20 protein-coding genes and 1 riboswitch are annotated in these 23,180 nt (G+C 70.6%); of the genes, 12 read left to right on the forward strand and 8 right to left on the reverse strand.

Going from position 1 to position 23,180, the window contains the following annotated elements; all coding sequences use genetic code 11:
• Window positions 1-22: 22 nt before the first annotated feature.
• The 3 genes from QMK34_RS20050 to cobG are packed head-to-tail and all read right to left on the reverse strand — an operon-like array spanning window position 23 to window position 3,323.
• Window positions 23-1,546, reverse strand: coding sequence for a precorrin-2 C(20)-methyltransferase (locus tag QMK34_RS20050; protein ID WP_326415654.1), 1,524 nt, complete (start codon window positions 1,544-1,546; stop codon window positions 23-25).
• Window positions 1,543-2,166, reverse strand: a complete 624-nt coding sequence (locus QMK34_RS20055) for a precorrin-8X methylmutase (RefSeq protein ID WP_326415655.1) — start codon at window positions 2,164-2,166, stop codon at window positions 1,543-1,545. Before QMK34_RS20055 ends, QMK34_RS20050 begins: the two co-directional genes overlap by 4 nt.
• Window positions 2,163-3,323: a precorrin-3B synthase gene (gene cobG, locus QMK34_RS20060; protein ID WP_326415656.1), complete on the reverse strand. Its 1,161-nt coding sequence runs from the start codon at window positions 3,321-3,323 to the stop codon at window positions 2,163-2,165. Before cobG ends, QMK34_RS20055 begins: the two co-directional genes overlap by 4 nt.
• 112 nt (window positions 3,324-3,435) lie before the next feature.
• Here cobG and QMK34_RS20065 point away from each other — a divergent pair, with 112 nt between their 5' ends.
• Genes QMK34_RS20065 through QMK34_RS20075 form a run of 3 tightly spaced genes read left to right on the forward strand, consistent with a single transcriptional unit; the run spans window position 3,436 to window position 5,514 of the window.
• Complete coding sequence (locus tag QMK34_RS20065) at window positions 3,436-4,365, forward strand: ABC transporter ATP-binding protein (protein ID WP_326415657.1); 930 nt, start codon at window positions 3,436-3,438, stop codon at window positions 4,363-4,365.
• An 8-nt stretch (window positions 4,366-4,373) separates the two neighbouring features.
• Entirely contained in the window at window positions 4,374-5,228 is an 855-nt protein-coding gene (locus tag QMK34_RS20070) for an ABC transporter permease (RefSeq protein WP_442785180.1), read from the forward strand.
• Between the two features lie 46 nt (window positions 5,229-5,274).
• Window positions 5,275-5,514 (forward strand): helix-turn-helix transcriptional regulator, encoded by a 240-nt coding sequence (locus QMK34_RS20075; protein ID WP_326415659.1) that lies wholly within the window; start codon window positions 5,275-5,277, stop codon window positions 5,512-5,514.
• Window positions 5,515-5,527: 13 nt separating this feature from the next.
• Here QMK34_RS20075 and QMK34_RS20080 read toward each other — a convergent pair whose 3' ends face one another.
• Entirely contained in the window at window positions 5,528-6,448 is a 921-nt protein-coding gene (locus tag QMK34_RS20080) for a hypothetical protein (RefSeq protein ID WP_326415660.1), read from the reverse strand.
• A 151-nt stretch (window positions 6,449-6,599) separates the two neighbouring features.
• Between QMK34_RS20080 and QMK34_RS20085 the strand changes: the two genes are divergently transcribed.
• The 8 genes from QMK34_RS20085 to QMK34_RS20120 all read left to right on the forward strand — a co-directional run bounded on the left by QMK34_RS20085 (window position 6,600) and on the right by QMK34_RS20120 (window position 18,638).
• Complete coding sequence (locus QMK34_RS20085; RefSeq protein ID WP_326415661.1) at window positions 6,600-9,377, forward strand: HAMP domain-containing protein; 2,778 nt, start codon at window positions 6,600-6,602, stop codon at window positions 9,375-9,377.
• 1 nt (window position 9,378) lies between these two features.
• Entirely contained in the window at window positions 9,379-10,560 is a 1,182-nt protein-coding gene (pgsB, locus tag QMK34_RS20090) for a poly-gamma-glutamate synthase PgsB (RefSeq protein WP_326415662.1), read from the forward strand.
• Window positions 10,560-11,042 (forward strand): poly-gamma-glutamate biosynthesis protein PgsC/CapC, encoded by a 483-nt coding sequence (locus QMK34_RS20095; RefSeq protein WP_326415663.1) that lies wholly within the window; start codon window positions 10,560-10,562, stop codon window positions 11,040-11,042. The genes pgsB and QMK34_RS20095 overlap by 1 nt, the downstream gene beginning before the upstream one ends.
• A 10-nt stretch (window positions 11,043-11,052) precedes the next feature.
• Window positions 11,053-12,081 (forward strand): NlpC/P60 family protein, encoded by a 1,029-nt coding sequence (locus tag QMK34_RS20100; RefSeq protein WP_326415664.1) that lies wholly within the window; start codon window positions 11,053-11,055, stop codon window positions 12,079-12,081.
• A gap of 360 nt (window positions 12,082-12,441) precedes the next feature.
• On the forward strand, window positions 12,442-12,576 hold the full coding sequence (locus QMK34_RS20105; protein WP_326415665.1) for a hypothetical protein: 135 nt from the start codon (window positions 12,442-12,444) through the stop codon (window positions 12,574-12,576).
• A gap of 53 nt (window positions 12,577-12,629) precedes the next feature.
• Window positions 12,630-12,700, forward strand: a riboswitch (cobalamin riboswitch).
• A gap of 51 nt (window positions 12,701-12,751) precedes the next feature.
• Window positions 12,752-16,342, forward strand: a complete 3,591-nt coding sequence (gene cobN / locus QMK34_RS20110) for a cobaltochelatase subunit CobN (RefSeq protein WP_326415666.1) — start codon at window positions 12,752-12,754, stop codon at window positions 16,340-16,342.
• Window positions 16,343-16,456: 114 nt separating this feature from the next.
• Window positions 16,457-17,680 (forward strand): chitinase, encoded by a 1,224-nt coding sequence (locus QMK34_RS20115; protein ID WP_326415667.1) that lies wholly within the window; start codon window positions 16,457-16,459, stop codon window positions 17,678-17,680.
• A gap of 664 nt (window positions 17,681-18,344) precedes the next feature.
• A complete protein-coding gene (locus QMK34_RS20120) occupies window positions 18,345-18,638 on the forward strand; it encodes a hypothetical protein (RefSeq protein ID WP_326415668.1) in 294 nt (97 codons plus the stop codon).
• Window positions 18,639-18,645: 7 nt separating this feature from the next.
• On the opposite strand, the gene QMK34_RS20125 is transcribed toward QMK34_RS20120, so the two are convergent.
• Window positions 18,646-19,758, reverse strand: a complete 1,113-nt coding sequence (locus QMK34_RS20125; protein ID WP_326415669.1) for a dihydrofolate reductase family protein — start codon at window positions 19,756-19,758, stop codon at window positions 18,646-18,648.
• A gap of 395 nt (window positions 19,759-20,153) precedes the next feature.
• Between QMK34_RS20125 and QMK34_RS20130 the strand changes: the two genes are divergently transcribed.
• Entirely contained in the window at window positions 20,154-20,534 is a 381-nt protein-coding gene (locus QMK34_RS20130; RefSeq protein WP_442785181.1) for an NrtR DNA-binding winged helix domain-containing protein, read from the forward strand.
• Between the two features lie 218 nt (window positions 20,535-20,752).
• On the opposite strand, the gene paaE is transcribed toward QMK34_RS20130, so the two are convergent.
• Genes paaE through paaC form a run of 3 tightly spaced genes read right to left on the reverse strand, consistent with a single transcriptional unit; the run spans window position 20,753 to window position 23,175 of the window.
• Complete coding sequence (gene paaE, locus QMK34_RS20135) at window positions 20,753-21,829, reverse strand: 1,2-phenylacetyl-CoA epoxidase subunit PaaE (RefSeq protein ID WP_326415670.1); 1,077 nt, start codon at window positions 21,827-21,829, stop codon at window positions 20,753-20,755.
• Window positions 21,830-22,318 (reverse strand): 1,2-phenylacetyl-CoA epoxidase subunit PaaD, encoded by a 489-nt coding sequence (gene paaD / locus QMK34_RS20140; protein ID WP_326415671.1) that lies wholly within the window; start codon window positions 22,316-22,318, stop codon window positions 21,830-21,832.
• The gene (gene paaC / locus QMK34_RS20145; protein ID WP_326415672.1) at window positions 22,312-23,175 is read right to left on the reverse strand and encodes a 1,2-phenylacetyl-CoA epoxidase subunit PaaC; all 864 of its coding nucleotides are present in this window, start codon (window positions 23,173-23,175) and stop codon (window positions 22,312-22,314) included. Before paaC ends, paaD begins: the two co-directional genes overlap by 7 nt.
• Window positions 23,176-23,180 lie beyond the last annotated feature (5 nt).

Consider the following 23,180-nt stretch of genomic DNA (forward strand, 5'->3'; position numbering starts at 1 on the left):
GAAGAGCCCCTTCGTCACGGCGTCAGTCGTACGAGCGGGGTGTCCAGACGACGGAGGTCCCGTCCGGCCGGCGCTCGGCCACCGTCTTCGACGAGCCGACGATCAGCAGGCAGCGCATGTCCACCGTCGCCGGGTCCAAGGTCGCCAGGGTGACCACGCGGACGTCCTCCTCGGGGCCGCCGACGTCGCGGGCGACGACCACCGGCGTCTCGGGCGCCCGGTGGCGCAGCAGGACGTCGCGGGCCTGCGCGAGCTGCGTTGTCCGGGTGCGGGACGCCGGGTTGTACAGCGCGAGCACAAGGTCGGCGGCACCCGCGGCCTCGAGGCGGCGCTCGATGATCTCCCATGGCTTGAGCCGGTCGGACAGCGAAAGTACGCAGTAGTCATGTCCCAGCGGCGCGCCGACACGGGACGCCGCGGCCTGTGCGGCGGTCACCCCGGGGACGATCCGCACCCGCACCCCGGCGCCATGCCCGGCCGCGGCTTGCTCGAGCACCGCCGAGGCCATCGCGAACACCCCGGGATCGCCCGAGGACACCACGGCGACCCTGGCTCCCCCGGCGGCGAGTATCAGCGCGTCGGCGGCCCGGTCGGCCTCGACACGGTTACCCGACGAGTGCCGCTGCTGGCCGGCGCGCTGCGGCACGCGTGCGACATAAGGGCCGTAGCCGACGACGTGTTCGGCCACGGCCAGTTCGGCCTCCGCCTCGGCGGTGAGCCACTCCGGGCCCGCCGGCCCGAGCCCGACCACGACGACCTCGCCGCAGGTCGTGTCCTGGCTGTCCACGGAACCCGCCGCGGGCTCGTCACCGGAAAGGCGGGCGGCGTGGGCCGGGCTCGGGACGAGCGCGAGCGAGAAGTACGGCACCGACTCCGGGTCGACGCCGGCGAACGGTTCGACGCGCTGGGTGTCCCAGGTCGCGCGCTCGATGTAGAAGGCGTCGTCGAGTTTCCCGGCCTCGGCCAGCGCCTCCCGCACGGAGCCGAACGTCCGGCCGAGTTTGAGGATCGCGGCCGAGTCGGTGTCGGCCAGGCGGCGGGCCAGTTCCGGTGCCGGCAGCGTGCCGGGCAGCACGGTGAGCACCTCGTCGCGCTGCACGAGCGGCCGCCCGAGCACCGCCGACGCCGCGCTCACCGACGTCACCCCCGGCACGACGACAGCCTCGTAGCGATCGGCGAGCCGCTCGTGCATGTACATGTAGGAGCCGTAGAAGAACGGATCGCCCTCACACAGCACGACGACGTCGCGCCCGGCGTCGAGATGCGCGGCAAGGCGTTTCGCACTCAGCTCGTAGAAGTCCGCGATCGCGCCCTCGTAGCCGCCGGGGTGGTCGGTCGTCTGGGTGGTCACCGGGTAGACCAGCGCCTCCTCGAGCTGACCTTCCCGCAGGTAGGGCTCGGCGACCGAACGCGCGATGCTGCGCCCGTGCCGCGCGCTGTGGTACGCGATCACGTCCGCCTCGCCGATCAGCCGGGCAGCCTTGACCGTCATCAGTTCCGGGTCGCCGGGTCCGAGCCCGACACCGAACAGCCTGCCCGTGCTCATTCGACCTCACTCGCCAGCGCGTTGATCGCGGCGACGGCCATCGCGCTGCCGCCCCGGCGGCCGTGCACCACCAGGTACGGGGCGGGCGAACGCCGGGCCAGCTCCACTTTGGACTCCACGGCGCCCACGAAGCCGACCGGCACACCGATGATCGCGGCCGGGGCGCCGACGCCTTCGGCCAGCAGCTCCAGCAGCCGGAACAGGGCGGTCGGCGCGTTGCCGATCGCGACGACCGAGCCGGGCAGCTTGTCGCGCCACAACTCCAGCGCCGCCGCGGACCGGGTGGTCCCCATCCTCTCGGCGAGCCCCGGCACGCTCGGGTCGGACAGGGTGCAGAGGACCTCGTTGCCGGCGGGGAGCCGTTTGCGAGTCACCCCGCTGGCGATCATGTTCGCGTCGCACAGCACCGGTGCGCCCGCCTCGAGCGCGGCACGGCCGGATTCGACCACGTCGAGGGTGTAGCGCAGGTCGTCGACCAGATCTACCATCCCGCAGGCGTGGATCATCCGCACGGCCACACCGGCGACGTCGTCCGGCAGGATCGCCAGATCGGCCTCCTCGCGGATCGTGGCGAACGAATGCCGGTAGATCTCGGCCCCGTCGCGCAGGTAGTCGGTCACAATTTTCCCTTCTGTACCAGCGTCTCGGCCAGTTCGTGGACCGAGACCACCAAGGCGTCCACGCGATACCCGCCCGGTTCGGCGAGCACGTCGAGATGCGGTTCGGCCGGTTTGCCGCACCGGCGTTCGCAGCCGGAGAAATGGGCGCGCAGGCCGCGGGGCAGTGACGGCAGGGCCCTGGCGGCGTCGCCCCGGACGTCGGCGCGCGACTTCGCGCAGCCGGGACGGCCGACGCAGGCGCTCACCCCGATGGACGGGTCGGCCGGATCGACGACGATCCCCGCCTCGGCCAGTGCGGCGGCGGGCGCGGTCTCGGGCAGCAGGATCGACCGCCACGGGGTCACCACCACGCGCTCGGCGACCTCGGCGACAACACGCGACTGAGCCGACGTCAACCGCCCGAACAACGGCGCGGCGCCCAGCGCGAGACCGCCGTCGTCCCGGTCGAGAATCCCGATCGGCAGCCCGGAAGTGAGGGGCATGGCGACCGGCTCGACCTCGGCGGCCACCGGGCGGACCGCGTCCAGCAGCACGGCCGCATCGGGTAGTTCGCGTACCCGCCAGGCGGTGCCCCTGGCGGCCCGGAACGCCTCCGCCAGCGTGATCAGCGCCGTCACGGCATCGGAAAGAGCGACCCTGAGTCCCGTGTCGACGCCGTCGAGCAGCAGCGCGCCACCGGTTCCGTCGACCGCGCGCCAGCACAAGTCCGCGCCCTCGCCGGAGACGTCTCCCCTGCCGTCGTCGATGGCGAAGAGGAAGCGACCTGGCAGAGCGGCCAAGGACGGCCGCGCGCACAACGCCGCGTCGAGCCGTCGCGCCAGCGGACTGACGTCGACCAGGCCTCCGGCGACCCCGCTCAGCGGCGAGGCGAGGATGTTGCGAACGCGCTCATGGCTCGGCGACGGCAGGAAACCGCCCTCGGACAGCCTGGGCACGAGACCGTCGACGGTCACCGCGCGAAGCTGGACGTTGCCCCGCGAGGTCAGGTGGATCTCGCCGTCACCCAGCTCTTCGGCGCAGTCCGCGAGCACGCGGAGGGCGGCCGCCGTGATCGCCCCGCCAGGCAGCCGGACACGGGCGAGCGGCCCGTCCGCGGCCTCATGGGTGGCGAAGACCCCGGGGCACGCGTCAGCTCGTGCACGCGCGCGGACAGACATGGGCTCACTGTAGATGGCGGCCGGGACGCCCTCGTCGACCCTGAGCACAGCTAGGATCAAATGTAGTAGGTGTGCTACATTTGGCAGTATCAGTGAGATGGGGGTGAGCACCATGGCGAGAACCGGCGAGCCGGTGATCGACATCCGGGGCCTGCGCATGCGCTACGGCACCCACGACGTCCTGCGCGACGTCACCTTCCAGGCGCACCAGGGGGAAGTGCTCTGCCTGCTCGGGCCGAACGGCGCGGGCAAGACGACCACGATCGAGATCCTGGAAGGGTTCCGGCGGCGCTCCGCGGGGGAAGTGTCGGTGCTCGGCACCGACCCGGAGCAAGGCAGCGAGGCGTGGCGGGCGCGGCTGGGGGTTGTGCTCCAGTCCTGGCGAGACCACGGGAAGTGGCGGGTCCGCGAGCTCTTGGCACACCTGGGGTCCTTCTACCGCAGTTACTCCACCGAACACATCCGGCGGCCATGGGACCCGGACGAGCTGGTCGACGCGGTGGGCCTGACCCAGCACGCGAACAAGAAGATCAAGACCCTCTCGGGCGGGCAGCGCCGTCGGCTGGACGTCGCGATCGGCATCGTCGGCAGACCGGAGCTGCTGTTCCTCGACGAACCGACGGCCGGTTTCGACCCGGAGGCCCGGCGCGAGTTCCACGACCTGGTCCACCGGCTCACCGACGACGAGGACACCACGATCGTCCTCACCACCCACGACCTCGACGAGGCCGAGAAGCTCGCCGACCGGATCCTCATCCTGGCCGCCGGGCGGATCGTCGCGAACGGCTCGGCCGACGCGCTGAGCCTGCAGATCGCGGGCGAGGGCGAGATCCGCTGGACGCTCGGCGGCCAGCGGTTCGTGCACCTGACCACGGAGTCGACGAAATTCGTCCACGAACTGTTCAAGCAGCACGGCGACGCGATCGGCGACCTCGAGGTGAGCCGGGCCTCACTGGAGGACACCTACATGACGCTGGTGCGGCAGGCCGAAACCGGGCCAACGCCGGTGACGACCCTCGGTTTGCTGGAAGCAGGTGTGTGATGGTCACGGTGTCGAAGCACGTTCTCGCGGCGGCGCGAGCGGGGGTGACCCGCGGCCGGATCGAGATCCGGCAGCAGCTGACCAACCGGGAGGACCTGCTGAACCTCGTGCTGCCCGCGACGATCTTCCTGGTAGTGATGATCTTCATGCGGGACGCGTCACTGCCGGGTACGAACTTCTCCCTCGGCGCCGCGACCGTGCCCGGCGTGCTGGGCGCCGGGATCACCCTCAACGGACTGACCGGGATGGCGGGAGCGCTGGCGGTCGAACGCGAGGACGGCACGCTGCTGCGCGCGAAGGCGACGCCGAACGGGATGACCGGGTACCTCATCGGGAAGGTCCTCCAGGTCTCCGGCACGACGGTGCTGGGCATGCTGGTGGTCCTGATCCCCAGTCTGTTCCTCTTCGAGGGCCTCGCGCAGGACGGGCCGCTGTCGTGGCTCGGCCTGCTCGGGGTGGTGACGATCGGCCTGGTGGCGACCATGCCGCTCGGCGCGGTGCTCGGCTCGCTGAGCGCGAACTCGCGCAACGTCGGGCTGATCATGCTGCCGATCTTCGGGCTGGGCGCGATCTCGGGGATCTTCTACCCGATCACCGCGATGCCGGAGTGGCTGCAGTGGGTCGCCCAGGTCTTCCCGATGTACTGGCTGGGGCTGGGCATGCGCTCGGCCTTGCTGCCCGACAGCGCGATGCTGGTGGAGATCGGGCAATCGTGGCGTCATCTGGAGACCCTGGGAGTGCTGGCCGGGTGGGCCGTGATCGGATTGACGCTGGCGCCCGTGCTGCTGCGCCGGATGGCTCGGCGCGAGTCGGGCTCGTCGGTGGCCGCGCGGCGCGACAAGGCGATGCAGCGAGTCGGGTGAGCAGGCCGGGCCCAGCGAAACGACGTTCCCGCGCGGAGGCGGAAAAGTGAGTGAGATCGTCTACAACCGGATCGCGATGCTGCGCGCCGAGCGGGGGATCTCGCGCCGGCAGCTGGCCGACGCGCTCGGGGTGCACTACCAGACGATCGGCTACCTGGAACGGGGCGAATACAGCCCCAGCCTGTACGTCGCACTGAGGATCGCGGAGTTCTTCGAGGTGGCGGTGGAGGTCTTGTTCTCCACCGCCACCTTCCCGCGTATCGGGGACGGCGAGCGCTCGGCCTGATCCGGGTGGGGCGCTAGTGCTCGGTGAGCTTGGCCTCGGTGAGGGCGCGAACGACGTCGGCCCGGCGCTGTTCGTCCTCGCGGACGGTGCGGCTCATCTCTACGTGCAGGAACATAGTGCCGTCCTGGGCGGCGGCCCTGCCCTGCACGTTGGTGAGGCCCTCGAGGCCCTTGCACGACTGTGACCAGGCCCGGCAGACGGAGAAGCCGTCCGCGGTGAGACGGTCGGCCGCGCGGCGGGCCGGATCGCCGGCCTGGGTGGCGCCCGCGGACAGCACGATGTCGGTGTCGGGCATGTTCGGGTCGTGGAAGCCGTGCAGCTGCACCTGGGGCAGGCCGCGGGCGGCGAGGGTGGTGGCGACCACGTGGAACAGCGAGTTCTCCTCGTGGGCGACGTCGGCCTTGCTGTCGTCGGCCTTGCGATGGGCGCCCGCGATGATCAGCACGGCCCCGGGCACCTGCCGGAAGTAGGCCAGCCCGAACAGCTCCGTGCGCAGGTCGAACGCCGGATGCGGCACCTCCACCACGATCGACGGCGGCGCCGAGCGGTCGATCAGGTACATCCCCCAGGACCGGTCGGTGTCCGGCTCGTTGACCGCCATCGTGTAAGGCCGTCCGGTCTGTTCGTCGACGCCGTCGCGGACAGAGAAACCCAGGGTGTCGAGTGCGCTCGGAACGGCGTGGCCCGCGTCGAGCAGCGAACCGAACCCCTGCGCCCCGGCCTTGCGCTCGTCGGCCTTCGGCGGCCGGTAGTCCTGGCCTGCGTTGAGCGGCGCGGTGAACCGGGTGACGAGGGAGCTCAGGGATGCCTCCGTAGGGGGCTGAGGGGGCCGTGACGCCGGGTCGTTCCCCAGGATCACGATCAGGAGCGCAGCCAAGCCCAGTGCGAGAAGTACACCGATGCCGCTGAGGAGAGCACGGGAGCGGCCGATCACCACTGGGAGTGTACCGTTTCACCCGATTGGGTAGCCGCACCCGCCACTTGTCGCCCAATGTAGGTACTTGTAACGTCACTGTGCCCGCATTTGATAGCTACATGTGACCCGAACGGGTCGCCGACCGAGTACAGGAAGGCCCGGGGGCCAGGTGAAGAGGCTGAACAAGCGTCCCGACCCCGACCCGACAGCTCAACTGCGCCACCAGCTCACCGAAGCCGGTTTCCCGCGCGGCACCGGCGTCGCCTCAGTGATCAGCTTGATACTGCTGCTGTGCATCGCCGCGTTCACGGCGCTCTATCTGGCGACGGCCGGACCGCTGTCGATGATCAGGCCCGCCTCGGGCGCCACCGTGCCCAACGAAGTGACGGACGGGCAGCAGCACGCCACCGCCTCGCTGGCCGTGGCCCTCGGCACCTCCGCCACCAGTGCGGCGGACGACCTCCGCGTCGCCGTGAGCTCCGGGGTCTTCGACGAGCCGGACACGAACACCGTGCTCACCCGGCTGAGCCAGACCTACCCCGGCTGGCGCGGCATCACCGTCCTCGACGCGGGCTCGCAGAAGGCGCTCGGCACGCACGGCGAACCTGTGCCGACCGAGAGCCTGCGAGGCGTCCCCGTCAGCGGCGTCACGGTGCGGCCGGTCGTGCGCAGCGGCGGCACCGCGCTGATCCTCACCACGATCCCCCTGCCGGGCACTCGGACGGGACAACTGCTGGTGGTCTCGAGCACGCTGCGCGACTCGTCGGCCGAGCTCGACAAGGACGCCCACCAGAGCATCCGGCTGGTCGCCGCCGACGGCACCGTCGTCGACGAGCACGGCCCCGACGTCCCCAAGAACGACAACGTCACCAACGGCCTGATCGACCAGGCCGCGACCGCCGCGGCAGCCGGGCAGAGCGGCGTGCTCACCGGCGCGGCCGCCACCCAGGCCGACCCCGGCAAACCGGCGCAACAGCTCGCCCCGGTGGTCTCGTACGCCCCGGTGTCGACGGACGGAATCGACGGCTCGCTCGGCCTCTCCGTGGTGTCGGCCAGCCGGGTCCCTGTCCAGCCGATCCCGGCGCGGTGGCCGGGCCTGATCCCGGCAGGCGCGCTGCTCGTCCTCGCGTTCGGCGGATTCTTCGTGCTCCGCCGGGTCGTGGTCGCACCGATCCGCCGGCTGCGGTCGGACGCGCTCGCGGTGGCGTCCGGCGATCTGACGCGTCCCGTGCACCAGTCCCGGGTCCGTGAGGTGAACAGGCTCACCAACGCCGTAGAGCTCTACCGGACGCGGCTGCGTCGCGCCAAGCACCCGGCGAAGTCGGCCAAGGCCGTGATCTCCGCCCAGCTCGTAGTCACGTTGGTGGCGCTGTGCCTGCTCGGGTGGTCCGCCGCGGTCGCCGCGACGATCGGCCGTCAGCACGCCGAGGTCTCGCCGACCATGGTCAGTGAGCACGGCCTGCGGGTCAGCCGCTCGGCGGACACCCTGCGCCGCAGCCTCACCGAGGGCTTGTCCGACCTCCAGGCCATCGCGCGCCTCGGCGCCGGGAAGACGACCGATCAGGTCCGGCCGATGCTCGACGAGCTCGCGTCCAGCGAGAGCCGGTTCCGCAGCGTCTACCTCGCGGACGCCGGTGGCCAGGTCGTGCTGATCAGCGGCCGGGAGGCACTGCGCGACGGCGGCGCGCTGCCGGAGGGCGAAGGCCTGCACCAGCACAACACCAGTGGCCGTGTCCCGGTCGTCTACGCCTACACCCACCTCGGCGACACCGGCAAGGTGCTGGTCGGCGAGTTCGACGTGCCGAGGATGGCCGCGCTGCTGCAGCCCGCGGGGGGGCGCATGCGGGTAGTGGACGAGGGTTCGCGCACCATCGCCGACACTGAGGGCTACCTCGCGTTCGAAGAGCTGACCGACGCCACGCTGCGCAAGAACGTCTCGGCCGCGCGCACCAGCCAGGGCGCCCGCGAGACCACTGATTCGGCGCTTGTCGCCGCGCAGGGGCTGGCGACGAAGGGCAGCGCGTCGACCCTGCACTGGGTGGTCGTCGCGGAACAGCCGGTCGGCTCGCTGGGCGTCTCGGACAACACCGTGCGCGACGGCGCTCGGGTAGCCGCCCTGCTCACCGCGGTGGTCGCGCTGATGCTGTTCGGCTGGCACCTGCTGACGGTCCTGCGGCCGCTGCGCCGGGTGGCCGACGCGGCCGTCGGTCTGGCCGAGGGCGACACCACTTCGGTGGTCTACCCGCAGCGCCAGGACGAGATCGGCACCATCGCCTCGTGCGTGGAGATCTGCCGCCAGGCACTGGCCGAGGGCACCGGGCGGCTCGGCCAGGCCCGCCGTCCGGCGGGCGCCGCGACCGACCCGACCGAGCTGCTGCAGCGCATCGAAGACGACACCGACGAGCCGCTCGAATCCAAAGCGGGACTCGCGGACGTCAGCTCCGCCGACTCACCCCGCCGTCCTAACCCGCAGGCCACGGTTCCCGACGTGGACGTCCCCGAGCCGCCGGTCAGGCAGCCCCGGCGGGAAGCTTCGGGACGCGATGCGGCGCCCGCCACCTCCCGCCGGTCGGTCGAAAGAACCGCCATCACGGCACAGCCGGGCCCCGCCCGTCAGCCGGTACAGCGCGACGCCAAGCGGATGACCGAAGCACAACGACAGCCGCACAACCGGCGGGCCTCACCGGAACCTGACGCCTCACGCCAGCCGGGCGCCCGCCCCGCGACGCCGAAGTCCGCCGGAGCCCGGCAGCCGCACAACCGGGTCGGCGCCCCGGCGTCCGGTACTCAGCGCCAGCCGGTCAAGGGAACAGTCACCGCCGAAGCGACGGCGTCCAGGCGTGCCGCCGAGACCGCCGCCGACACGGCGAGGCGGCCGGTTCGGCGCGCCGCCGAACCGGACCCGAAGGCGGACTACCTGGGCTGGCTGGACGGGGCCGGGGTCTGACGTGCTGTTCCTCTACAGCGTCCTGCTGGTCGCTTCCCTGGCGCTGCTCGGTGCCGGGATCTCCGAACAACGGCGCCACTACGCGAAACTGCACAGCATCCCGACGCGGGTGCTGGTCAACGGCATCCGCGGCAAGAGCTCGATCACCCGGCTCTGCGCGGGCGCGCTGCGCGGCGGCGGGCTGGTCACCACGGCCAAGACCACCGGCACCGCGGCGCGGTTCATCCACCCGGACGGCACCGAGGAGCCGGTGTACCGCAAGTTCGAGATCGCCAACGTCGTCGAGCAGATCGGCATCGTGCGCCGAGCGGCGGCCTACCGGCCGGACGCGCTGGTCATCGAGTGCATGGCGGTGATGCCGGACCTGCAGGAGATCAACCAGAGCAAGCTGATCCAGTCCACCATCGGCGTGCTGTGCAACGTCCGCGAGGACCACCTCGCCGAAATGGGCCCGACGCTGGACGACGTCGCCCGGTCGCTGAGCAGGTCCATGCCGATCGGCGGGATCTGCCTGACCGCGGAACGCGACCGGCTGGCGATCCTGCGGGAAGAGGCCGCCAAGCGGAACTGCGAGCTCATCTCGGTCGACCCCGAGGCGATCAGCGACGAGGAGATGCGCGGGTTCAGCTGGATCACCTTCAAGGAGAACGTCGCGATCGCACTGGCCGTGGCCGAGCTGCTCAACGTCAACCGAGCGTCTGCGCTGCAGGGCATGTGGGACGCGCCGCCGGACCCCGGCGTCCTGCGCGTGCACCACTACCGCGCCGGGCGAAGGCAGCTCCGGTTCGCCAATGTCTTCGCCGCCAACGACCCCGAATCGACCTTGATGAACATCGACCAGCTCCGCCAGCAGGGCGCGATCGCCGATCCGCTGCACGTGATCATCAACTGCCGTCCCGACCGTGTCGAGCGCAATGGCCAGATGGGCGCGCTGATCCCCAAGATCGCCCCCGAGCGCGTGGTGCTGATCGGCGAACCGACCCGCAGCGCGCGGGCCGCGATCCCGTCCGACTGGCACGACCGGGTGGTCGACCTCGGCGGGCACCGCCCGGCGAAGGACCTGCTGCGCGGGATCGTCGAAGGCATCGATCGCGAGGCGTCGCTGGTGGCCATCGGCAACATCCACGGCCAGGGCGAACTGCTCATCGAAGAACTCGCGAAACTGGAACCGGCTGCCCTCTGATGCTCACCACCGAACTCGCCCCCGAGGTCGCGACCGTCGGGCTCGCCATCGGCCTGCTGCTGTCGCTGATCTGCTACCTGACCACGAACCTGTCCCCCGGCGGCATGATCACCCCGGGCTGGATCGCGCTCACCCTGGTCGAGGACTACCGGCGCGCGGCGATCATCGTCCTGATGACCGCCCTGACCTATGGTGGCACACGCGTGCTACAAAAAGCCGTCATCCTGTACGGGAAGCGGTTGTTCGCGGCCGTGGTGCTGCTCGGGGTGGTGCTCCAGACCTCGCTGCTGCTGTTCCTGCAGGCGGACTTCCCCTTACTGTTCGTGCACCAGACACTCGGGTTCGTGGTGCCGGGCCTGGTCGCCTACCAGCTGGTCCGCCAGCGCCCGGTGGCGACGATGCTCGCCACCGGCGGGGTCAGCCTGGCGAGCTACGCGATCCTGATCAGCGGGGTGCTGGTCGGCCTGGTCCCGACGGTATGACGGGGATGCGATGAACCTGCGATCGAAACGCCTGGTCCGCGCCGGGGTGCTGGCCGTGGTCATCGGCGTGTCCGGCACGGCGGCGGTGTACGTCGCGATCCAGGACCGAGACGACGCGCGCGTGACCGCGGTGTCGGCATCCGGGCCCACCTCAGCGGGCGCGGTGCTGGGCGGGTACACCTACGAACGGCTTACGAAGCCCGGCCGCACCCTGGTGCGCAACGGCGCCGGGACCCAGCTCGCCTCGCTGACCGACGGCTCGCGGACGGCCCTGCTCACCGGGCGGACGCGGACCTTCTCCGAACCGAAGTTCACCACCGTGTCGATCACCTCGACGGCGTGGATCCGCCTGGCGCCACAGCCGTGGAGCGAGGGCGCCGAGCGGGCACCGTGGTTCCGGGACTGGCTGCCGAAGGCTCTCGCCGACAGCGACCCGGACATCCTGGCGATCGCGCTGCAGTACACCGACGGCTCAGCGGATGAGAAGAACTCGAAGAAAGTCCGGTTCGGCGGCGACGCGACCTTCGGCCCCGACAGCAGCGAGGGCAGGCTGGAGCGCTCGGACTTCTACGACTACCTCGGCGTCAGCTGGGACTTCCCGGACGGGGTCCACGAGGACTCCGCCAAGGAGCGGTACGGCTCGCTGGACTGCTCGGGTTTCGTCCGCATGGTCTACGGCTACCGGGGCGGGTACCCGCTGCTCGGCTCGAACACCAAGGGCGCCGGGCTGCCGCGCCGCGCGTGGGCGATGTCCGAGCTCGGCCCCGGCACCCAGGTCATCCCCGACACCGGCAAGCGGGCGACCGACTACGCCGCACTGCAGCCCGGCGACGTGCTGTTCTTCAACCTCGAGCCGCAAATCGGCACCCAGGTGTCCCACACCGGGATCTACCTGGGCATCGACAGCGACGGCCACCACCGGGTGCTGTCGAGCCGCAAGGTGGCCAACGGCCCGACCTTCGGTGACGCGGGCGGCGTCTCCCTGATCGACCAGGACGGCACCTACTCGAAGGCGTTCCGAGCAGCGAAGCGGCTCTGACCGTCGGCTCGGACGGCGTGGTTCCTCAGCGCTGGTTACGTCTCGAGAGCACATGCCCTGGTTCTGGAACCAGACCGCCCGCCGGGTCTGCGGGGCGATCCGCTTGACCATGCCCAGCGCGATCCGCTGGTTCCGCTCGGCGAAGTCACGCAACCGGTTTTCGTAGCACGCATATGCTAAAACGTGGTCGCCGTCCGCGGCGCCGAGCCCGCCCGCCAGCACATACGCTCCCGTCAGAGCGAGACGGGTGCCCTGGCCGGAAAGCGGCGAACCGCAGGAGGTTGCGACTCCAACCAGCGCGGAACGCCCTCGCGACCAGCTGTCGGGATGGACCTGAGAGCTTGAGTCGAAGTAGAAGTCATGGGTGTCCGCCATCGCGTCCAGCAGACTGTGTACCTCCCACCCGACCCCGGCGAAGGCGTCGGCGACGACCGACTGCTGCTCCGCCTCGCCAAAGAGGACGCGCTGGGCGGAGAACCGACTACGTCACCTTGACGGCGGACCGGCAGCCCCGGAGAGTAAGCGGCGAACCCAAGCGTCGGCAGGTGGAGGAACCCGGTGTGAGTCCGGGGCGGTCCCGCCACTGTGATCCGGAGCCAGCTCCGGCAGCCAGGAACTCCCATCGGCGCGCACTGCTACCCGGGGCGCGGACACCCCGAGGAGGAGCCTCGTGATCCTGCTGCTGTCCACTTCGGACACGGACCTGCTCAGCGCCCGATCCAGCGAAGCGGACTACCGCCTCGCGAACCCGTCACGGCTCGACGTGGGCGAACTGCCCGGTCTGCTCGACGGCGTGAAGATCGTCGTCGTCCGCATCCTCGGCTCCGAGCAGGCCTGGCAGGAGGGCCTGGACACGGTCCGCGCGAGCGGCGCGCACGTGGTGGTCCTCGGCGGGGAGCAGTCCCCGGACGCGCAGCTCATGAAGCTCTCGACGGTCCCGGCGGGCATCGCTGCCGAAGCCCACGCGTACCTCGCCCAGGGCGGCCCGGAGAACCTCACCCAGCTCGGCCGTTTTCTGTCGGACACCCTGCTGCTGACCGGCGACGGCTTCGAGCCGCCCGCGACACAGCCGCTGTGGGGCGTGCTGGAGCGGAGACCGAAGAACGTGACCGGTCCGGTCGTCGCGATCCTCTACTACCGCGCGCACCACCTGTCCGGGAACACCGCGTTCGTCCACAGTCTTTCCGACGCCATCGAGGACGCGGGCGGCCGTGCGCTGCCGATCCACTGCGCGTCGCTGCGCACCCGCGAGCCGGAGATGATGGCCGAGCTCGGCAAGGCCGACGCGCTGCTGGTCACCGTGCTCGCCGCGGGTGGGACGAAACCGTCCGAGGTCGGCGCCGGGGGTGACGACGAGGCGTGGGACGTCGCCGAAATGGCCGCGCTGGACATTCCGATCCTGCAGGCCCTGTGCCTGACCAGCGACCACGAGACCTGGGAAGGCAGCGACGAGGGCCTGTCGCCGCTGGACGCGGGCAACCAGATGGCGGTGCCGGAGTTCGACGGCCGCCTGATCACCGTGCCGTTCTCGTTCAAGGAGATCGACGGCGACGGCCTTCCCCGCTACGTGCCGGACACCGAGCGCGCGGCGAGAGTCGCGGGCATCGCGCTGGCCCACGCGCGGCTGCGCTACACCCCGCCAGCCGAGCGGAAGATCGCGCTGATGCTCTCGGCGTACCCGACGAAGCACTCTCGCGTTGGCAATGCCGTCGGCCTGGACACCCCCGCTTCGGCCATCAAGCTGCTTCGCCGGATGCGGGAACTCGGCTACGAGCTCGGCGACGAGCCGTTCCCCGGCGTCGAGCCGACTGGCACCGAGCAGCCCGACGGCGACGCCCTGATCCACGCGCTGATCGCCGCGGGCGGCCAAGACCCCGAGTGGCTCACCGAGGAGCAGCTCGCGGGCAATCCGATCCGCGTCCCCGCCAAGCGCTACCGCGAGTGGTTCGCCAAGCTGCCCGCGGATCTGCGCGCGGGCATGGAGGAGCACTGGGGGCCCGCGCCCGGCGAGCTCTATGTCGACAACGGCGACATCGTGCTGGCGTCACTGCAGTCGGGCAACGTCATCCTGATGATCCAGCCGCCCCGCGGGTTCGGCGAGAACCCGGTCGCGATCTACCACAACCCGGACCTGCCGCCGAGCCACCACTACCTGGCCGCGTACCGCTGGCTGGAAGAGGAGTTCGGCGCGCACGCGGTCGTCCACCTGGGCAAGCACGGGTCGCTGGAATGGCTGCCCGGCAAGACGGCCGGGCTGTCGGCGTCCTGCGCGCCGGACGCGGTGCTCGGGAACCTGCCGCTGATCTACCCGTTCCTCATCAACGACCCCGGCGAGGGCGCGCAGGCCAAGCGCCGCGCGCACGCCACCATCATCGACCACCTGATCCCGCCGATGGCCCGCGCCGAGACCTACGGCGACATGGCCAGGCTCGAGCAGTTGCTCGACGAGCACGCCAACATCGCGGCGATGGACCCGGCGAAGCTGCCCGCGATCCGCGCGCAGATCTGGACGCTCATCCAGGCCGCGAAGCTCGACCACGACCTCGGTGTCGACGAGCGGCCGCACGACGTCGAGTTCGACGACTTCCTGCTGCACATCGACGGCTGGCTGTGCGAGGTCAAGGACGCGCAGATCCGCGACGGCCTGCACATCCTCGGCGAGGCGCCGACCGGCGAAGCGCGGGTCAACCTGGTGCTGGCGATGCTGCGCGCGCAGCAGATGTGGGGCGGCAAGCAGGGCGCCGTCCCCGGCCTGCGGTCCGCACTGGGGCTCAAGGAGAACAGCGACACCCCGCTGTCCGAAGTGGACGCGATCGAACAGACCGCTCGGTCGCTCGTGCTGAAGATGGAGGCGCGCGACTGGTCCCCCGGCGCGGTCGCGGGCGTCGTCGAGGAGGTCCTCGGGCATCCGGACGAGCAGGTCGCGCACGTACTTTCGTTCGCCGCCAACGAGGTCGTGCCGCGCCTGGCAGGCACGACCGGCGAGATCGACGCGATCCTGCACGCGCTCGACGGCGGCTACATCGCCGCCGGTCCGAGTGGTTCGCCGCTGCGCGGGCTGATCAATGTGCTCCCGACCGGGCGCAACTTCTACACGGTCGACCCGAAGGCCATCCCCAGCAGGCTGGCCTGGGAAACCGGGCAGGCACTGGCCGACTCACTCCTGCGCCGCTATCGCGAGGACACCGGGGACTGGCCGCGCTCGGTCGGCCTGTCGGTCTGGGGCACCTCGGCGATGCGCACCTCCGGCGACGACGCCGCGGAGGTGCTCGCATTGCTCGGTGTCCAGCCGGTCTGGGATGAGGCGTCGCGCCGGGTCACCGGCATCGAGGCGATCTCGCTGGCTGAGCTGGGCAGGCCGCGCATCGACGTCACCGTGCGCATCAGCGGGTTCTTCCGTGACGCGTTCCCCCACGTCATCGACCTGCTCGACGACGCGGTACGCCTGGTCGCCGGGCTCGACGAGCCCGAAGAGCAGAATTTCGTGCGAGCCCACACCCACGCGGACCTCGCCGCACACGGCGACGAACGCCGGGCGACCACCAGGATCTTCGGCTCCAAGCCGGGTGCGTACGGCGCGGGGCTGCTGCCACTGATGGACTCCGGCAACTGGCGCGACGACGCCGACCTCGCCGAGGTGTACGCGGTGTGGGGCGGGTTCGCCTACGGCCGCGACCTCGACGGCAAGCCCGCTCGCGAAGACATGGAGAACTCGTACAAGCGGATCGTGGTCGCGGCGAAGAACACCGACACCCGCGAGCACGACATCGCCGACTCCGACGACTACTTCCAGTACCACGGCGGGATGATCGCCACCGTTCGCGCGCTCACCGGCACCGCGCCGGCGTCGTACGTCGGCGACAGTACGACCCCGGACGCCGTCCGCACGCGGACACTCGGAGAGGAGACGGCGCGGGTGTTCCGCGCCCGCGTGATCAACCCTCGGTGGATCTCGGCGATGCGCAAGCACGGCTACAAGGGCGCGTTCGAGCTGGCCGCCACGGTCGACTACCTGTTCGGCTTCGACGCCACGGCGGGGGTGGTCGGCGACTGGATGTACGAAAAGCTGACCGAGTCGTACGTGCTGGACGCGGAGAACCAGGAGTTCCTGTCGAAGGCGAATCCGTGGGCGCTGCGCGGGATCATCGAGCGGCTCAACGAGGCCGCCGATCGCGGCCTGTGGGCCGAGCCGGACCCGGAACTGCTGGCGCGGATGCGGGAGGTCTACCTCCGGCTCGAGGGCGATCTGGAGTCCGAATAGTCCCGGAACGTCCCCGAAGTCCCGACGAACGTTTGTCGTACGGGACAAGAACCTTGACTAAATCATTGGTCTAGTCCAATGCTGTGCGCACCTCGCCCCTCACCAGGAGGACAGATGCGTCACAGCAGACTGGCCGCCATCGGGATCGCCGCCACCGTCATCACGGGGGCGGCGGCGACGCTCGCCGCCACCGCACAAGCCCAATCGGACGCCGTGCCCGCGGCCACCACGGCGCTGAGCAGCAACTGGTACGCGTCCGCGCCGTACCTGATGCCCCAGAGCAACAACCCACCCGACCCGGTCACCGTGATGAACGCGACCGGGCAGAAGGCGTTCCAGCTCGCGTTCATCCTGGCGCCCAACGGCGGCGGCTGTACCCCGACCTGGGACGGCACGTCCGCGGTCTCGTCCGACACGGCCGTCGCCGGGGTGATCGGCAGGATCCGCGGGAACGGCGGTGACGTCTCGGTGTCCGTCGGCGGGTACGGCGGCACCAAGCTCGGCCAGACCTGTGGAAACGTCTCGGCGACCGCCGGGGCCTACCAGCAGGTCATCACGAAGTACGGACTCAAGGCGATCGACTTCGACCTCGAGGAACCGGAGTACGAGAACACCGCCGCGATCGCGAACGAGCTCGGCGCGGCGAAGACGTTGCAGGCCGACAACCCCGGGCTGTTCGTTTCGGTGACTATGCCCGGCACCGCCGCCGGCACCGGCTGGTTCGGCACCCAGCTGCTGGACCAGGCGAAGTCGATCGGCTTCACGCCGGACAACTTCTCGATCATGCCGTTCGACGGCGGGTTCACCGGCGGCTCCTCGCAGGTGTCCGCACTGGAGGGCCTGCACGGCCTGCTGATGAGCCACCTGGGCTGGGACAGCGCGACCGCCTACACACACGAGGGCTTCTCCGGGATGAACGGAAAGTCCGACGCGTCCGAGATGTTCTACCCTGCGGACTTCCAGACGGTGTACGACTACGCGACGAGCCATAAGCTCGGCCGCTTCACCTTCTGGTCGGTCAACCGCGACCGGCAATGTTCGGGTACCACCGACAACGGCGTCTGCAGCAACGTACCGCAGAGCGACTGGGAGTTCACGAAGTTCAGCACCCGGTTCGCCGGGGCGACACCGCCCGTGACCAGCCCGCCCACCACCCCGCCGACCTCGACCCCGCCGGGCGGTTCGTGCACCGCCACAGCGTGGACCGCGACCGCTGTCTACACGAACGGCAATGTCGTGTCGTACAACGGGCACAAGTGGACAGCGCAGTGGTGGACCCAGAACGAAACACCGCAGACCGGCGGCTCGGGAGTCTGGAAGGACAGCGGCCCCTGCTGACGTCGCCGTAGTCGCACGGGGACGCCGGACGCTCATCCGGCGTCCCCCGGGGCCGCCCGAAGGAGAGGCGGCCCCGGGTCCGGGCGGTCCTACCCTCACCGGATGCGGACCAGACGTTTCGGCGGACTCACCTCCCTCGCCAGCGCGGCGCTTCTCCTGCTCAGCAGTGTCACGGCCGCCGCGTCGGCGACGGGCGGGAACAACGACGGGCAGTGCGTCCCCAGCGTGGCGCACCCCCACGCGGTCGTGCCGCTGCATGGCCTCGCGGCCAACAAGCACGAGGACATCAACGCGCGACAGGACCGGCTGGCCGCGCGGGGGTACTGCACGTTCAGCCTGACTTATGGCGCGTACCCGGCGTTTCCCGCCATCGGCGGCCTGGCGTCGCTGGACTCGTCCGCCGACCAGATCGCCGCGTTCCTCGGTCACGTCGCGGTGGTCACCGGCGGCAAGATCGATCTCGTCGGCCGCTCCGAGGGCGCGTTCGAAGCGCTCTACGTAGCCAAGTTCCGTCCCGCGGTGACCGGCGACATCGGCCGGATCGCGGCGATCGCCCCGCCGACCCACGACTCGATCCGTCCACTGTGGTCACCCTGGGCAGCGCACTGGGCCACCTGTCGAAGGAACTGCTCGCCACGGCGCTCGGCCTCGTCGGCTGCCAGGCGTGCACCGGGCTCAGCGCCGCGCAGACCAGGCTGTCCACCGGGCCGATCGCGCGGCCGGGCATCGCTTACACGATCACGACGTCCACCACGACGAGATCGCCACCCCGCCCGCAGCCTCCTTCGTGCACGAACCGGGAGTGCGCAACGAGTACGTGCAGGACACCTGCCCGCGGGACCCAGTGGGCCACCTCGGCGAACCTTACGACGCGAACGTCGGGCAACTGGTGGAGAACGCGCTCGACCCCGCAGACGCGACCCCGCCGATCCCCTGCGTGGCCGGGCTGCCGATCTGAGCCGGGATCAGGGCCGGACGCCGGAGAGGTGGGTATTCGCGCGTCGCACACCGGCGGCGAGCGCGGGGATCTCGATCACCCGGCGGCCGGCCTTTTCGAGCAGCTCGGCCCCGATGCAGTCGACGAACTGCTCCGGTTCACGCCAGGCGAACACGATCCGCGGGATGGCCGCGTCCAGGATGAGCTTGGTGCAGGTCCGCCGCCGGGACGACCGGGTGCTGCACGGTTCCAGCGAGCTGTAGATGGTGGCCGTGGCCAGGCGTGGGTCAGCGGGGTCGAGCTTCGCGAGCGCGGCTTCTTCGGCGTGGTTCTTCGGGTCGCCCTCGCCCGAATGCCCGGTGGCCAGGACGACGTCGTCCGCGTCGGTGATGACCGCACCGACCCGAAACGTCGCGCTGGGCGGGCACAGGTCGGCCAGCGCCACGGCCTGGCGCAACCTTCGCACGTCGGCCTCGGACGGTTCCGGTGTCGTGTGGTAGCTGAGCACGACCAGGTCACCGAACTGCCGGGTCCCGGCCACGGTGAGGTTTCGCGGGAAGGAACCGGGGCCGACGAACCGGGGCGCGCGACTGTCACCGACGAACACCGGGGCGATCGCGAGCCGGAGCTCGTCCACGAGCCCCTCGCCGAGGAACCAGGTGTGGATCCGCCCGCCGCCCTCGACCATGAGCCGCCCGATCCCCCGCTCGGCCAGATCACGGAGGACCTCGCGCAGGTCCACCGGCGATCCGGCCTCGACGACGGTGGCCACCGCACGCACCCCGTCCGGCACGACGACACCTGCCGGGACGTAAACGAGCTTCTCGCTCTCGCCCGTGGTGAAGAAGCGGGAGTCCGGGTCGAGCTCGCCGGTGGCCGTGATCGTCACCTTGACCGGCTGCTCGGGCTTGCCCGCTTCGACGCGAGCCCGCCGGAGCTCGGGGGACCGCACGAGCAACCGGGGGTTGTCGGCCCGGATCGTGTTCGCCCCGACCAGGATCGCGTCGGATCCGGCGCGGATCCGGTCGACCTCGGCGAAGTCCTCCTCGGTGGACAACACGAGCCGCTCACCGGTCGTGTCGTCGAGATAGCCGTCGAGCGAGGTCGCGGCCGACAGGAGGACATGGGGGCGGGTGATCACGTCGCCCAGTATGCCCGCGAGCCACCTTCACCGGCGAAGACAGGCACCTCAACGCGGTCACCCTCCCTGCACGGGCAGTCGAGCTGATACCCGAAGACACCAGGGCGCGAAAGGTCCGGAGCCACCAGCTGCGCGAGGACACGTCGCTCGTGTTCGAGCGGCTCGCTCTGCCCGAGGGCGGTTGGTCGCCGCTAGCGGGTTCGGCAACCAGGACTCGACGGTCTCGCCCGCTGATGCGCTGGGCGGGCTCGAGAAACGCGCGACAGGATCGTCCGTGCCGAGCTCTGCCTGTCAACCGGCACGGCCCTCCCGGCAGGCTTCGACTCTTGGAGAGCACCGGCGCTCGCGCCGGTGCTGTCAGTCCCGGCCAGTGCCGCCAGCTCGCCCCTGGCGACATGACCACCACGCATGAATCAGCCCCGGAGCGGGATACGCCACCATCGTGGAGAGCACGCCGCCCGTGCCCCAGCGCGAGTCAGTGCCGTGAAGGCCACCTTCACAGCCTCAGGCGCTGTGAAGGTGGCCTTGAATACACACCGCTGGCCGCGGCGTTCTGCCGCGAGGAGTTCACGGTCACCGACATCCGCAAGGTGTACGAACAGGTCTGGGGGGTGCGGCTGGATCCGCGCAACTTCCACCGCAAGGTCACCGGGGTGACCGACCTGCTGGAGCCGACCGGGCACACGAGCGGCGGCGACGGCGGCCGCCCCGCGCAGGTCTACCGGCGGGGCCGCGCGACGCAGCTGCACCCGCCGATGTTGCGGCCCGCCTCGTGACACGCGGCCCGGCGGCGATGCGAGCGGCTTCGGGCACAGGGTGACCAACGGCGTGAGGCCGGGCCTCGACGAGATCGAAGCCATGTTCGCCGGACGGATCACCCGCGACGGGGCCGACCGGCGGGCCGGATAGTGTGCGACCCACGAAGAATGACAGGGTCAATCTTTATAGCATGATTGTGCTATAAAGATTGACCCGCGAAGAGGACGCTGCCCGCTCAAGCGTCGAAGTCGACCGTGACCGCGTCCGAGACCGGCATCGACTGACAGGTCAGCACGAAACCGGCCTCCACTTCGGACTTCTCCAGGGCGAAGTTGCGCCGCATGTCGACCTCGCCGCCGCACACCTTGGCGCGGCAGGTGCCGCAGACACCGCCCTTGCACGCGAACGGCAGGTCCGGGCGGAACCGCTGGGCGCCGTCGAGCACGGACAGCGAGCGGGACAGGGTCATCGTGGTCGACCGGCCGTCGAGCACCAGGGTGACCTCGCTCGACGCGCCGACCACACCCGGCTCCTCGTGCCGCACAGGTTCGGGCGGCAAGTCATCGACGTAGAAGAGCTCCTGGTGCACGCGCTCATCAGGTACGCCCAAGCCCGCGAGTACCTCCTGCGCGCCGGTCACCATGCCGAACGGCCCGCACAGCCACCAGTGCGCGACCTCGGGCACGGGCAGCAGCACAGAAAAGAGCTTCTCGAGCTTTTCGGCGTCAAGACGGCCGGTGAACAGTTCGGCCTCGCGCGGCTCCCGCGAAAGGACGTGCACGAGTTCCAGCCGCGCCGGGTAGCGGTCCTTGAGGTCCGCCAGGTCGTCGGCGAACATGACCGTGCCGGTCCGCCGATTTCCGTACAACACGGTGACCGAGACTTCGGGGTTCTTCAGCAGCGACGCGGCGATGGACAGCACCGGTGTGATCCCGGACCCCGCGGCGACCAGCACGTGGTGCCCGCCTGCGGCCAGGTCGGGCGTGAAATTCCCGGTCGGCGCGGCGACGTCCACGAGATCGCCCGGCCGGACGTCGTTCACCAGCCAGGACGAAAAAAGCCCGCCCGGCACCTCGCGCACGCCGACCCTGGGCAGCTCGCCCACCGCCGCGCAGATCGAGTAGGACCGCCGCTCGTCGCGGCCGTCCACCAGGCGGCGCAGCGTCAGCGACTGCCCCGGCAGGAAGGCGTAGAGCTCGACGAGCTCCGGAGGCACGTCGAAGGTCACCGCGACCGAGTCGTCGGTGAGGCGCTGGACGCCGGCGACGGCAAGGGAGTGAAATCCGGTCCGCCGCGAAGTAGCCGTGGTCACTCAGATCTCCTTGACGTGTTCGAACGGTTCCAAGCACGCGCGGCACCTGCGCAGGGCCTTGCACGCCGTCGCGCTGAACCGGGACAGCTCTTCGGTGTCGGCGGAATCGCACCGGGGGCACCGGACCGCCGAAACCGGCGCGCTCAGCGTCAGCGGGACGGGACCGGTGTGGCGCGGGGCGGCAGCCGGCGGGGCGATCCCGGCTTCGGCCAGTTTGCGGCGACCGTCCTGGCTGATCCAGTCGGTCGACCAGGCAGGCTGCAGCACCGTGCGCACCTCGACCTCGCGGAACCCCGCGCCGAGCAGCGCGTGTTCGAGGTCGTCACGCATCGTGCCCATCGCCGGGCAGCCGGTGTACGTCGGCGTGATCGACACGATCACCCGGCCGTCCACTTCGGACACCTCGCGCAGCACGCCGAGGTCGGCGAGCGTGATCATCGGCAGCTCGGGATCGGTCACCGAACCGGCGACGGCCACCGCGCTCACCATTTCGCGTCCGGATGTGCGCGGGCGACGCTCTGCAGCTCGTCCAGCAGCGGGGACAGCTCTTCGGTGTGAAGGCCGTCGCGGCCGAGAACCGCGGCCTCGCCCTCAGAGGACGGACGGGTCAGAGTCGCCGCGGAGAGCACCTGCTCCAGCACGCTGTCGAACTCGTCCCGCACCAGTGCCGGATCGACGCCGGCAAGCGTTTCGACCTGGTGTGTCGCGAAAAGCTCCCCGATGAGCGGCCAGGTCGCGTCGAGTCCCCCCTGCATGCGCCCGTGCGAGAGCTCGGTGCCGTCGCCCAGGCGGACGGCCCACTGGGCGGCGTAGTCACGGTGGTAGGCGAGCTCCTTGACGCCCTTCGCCGCGATCGCCGCGAGCACCGGGTCCGCCGAAGACACGAGCCGCTGCATCACGGCCAGCCGCCAGGTCGAGAACACCAGCAGCCGCGCGATCAGGTGCCCGAAATGACCGCCGCCGGCCTCGGCCAGCCGGACGTTGCGGAACTCCGGGGTGCCGCGGAAGTACGCGAGCGCGTCCTCGTCACGACCGGTCCCGTCGGCCTTGCCCGCCCGGGCGAGCAGGAAACGCGCCTGCCCCAGCAGGTCGAGGCCGATGTTGGCGATCGCCACCTCGTCCTCGAGCTCCGGAGCGGACGTGCACCACTCCTGCAGCCGGTGCGACATGATCAGCGCGTCGTCACCCAGCATCAGGCAGTACGCGGCGAGCGCCCGGGCGTCGAGTCCGGCGGGGACTGTCGTGTCCACTCCGGACAGTGGGTCGTCGAAGCCGGTGCCGAAGGCCCAATGTGATTCGTCGTCAGCGCTCTCACCGAGCGCCTCGTAGGCGTTGTCGAAAGACACAGGAG

Origin of the sequence: Amycolatopsis sp. H20-H5 (genome assembly GCF_035828755.1) — a bacterium.
GTDB lineage: Bacteria > Actinomycetota > Actinomycetes > Mycobacteriales > Pseudonocardiaceae > Amycolatopsis.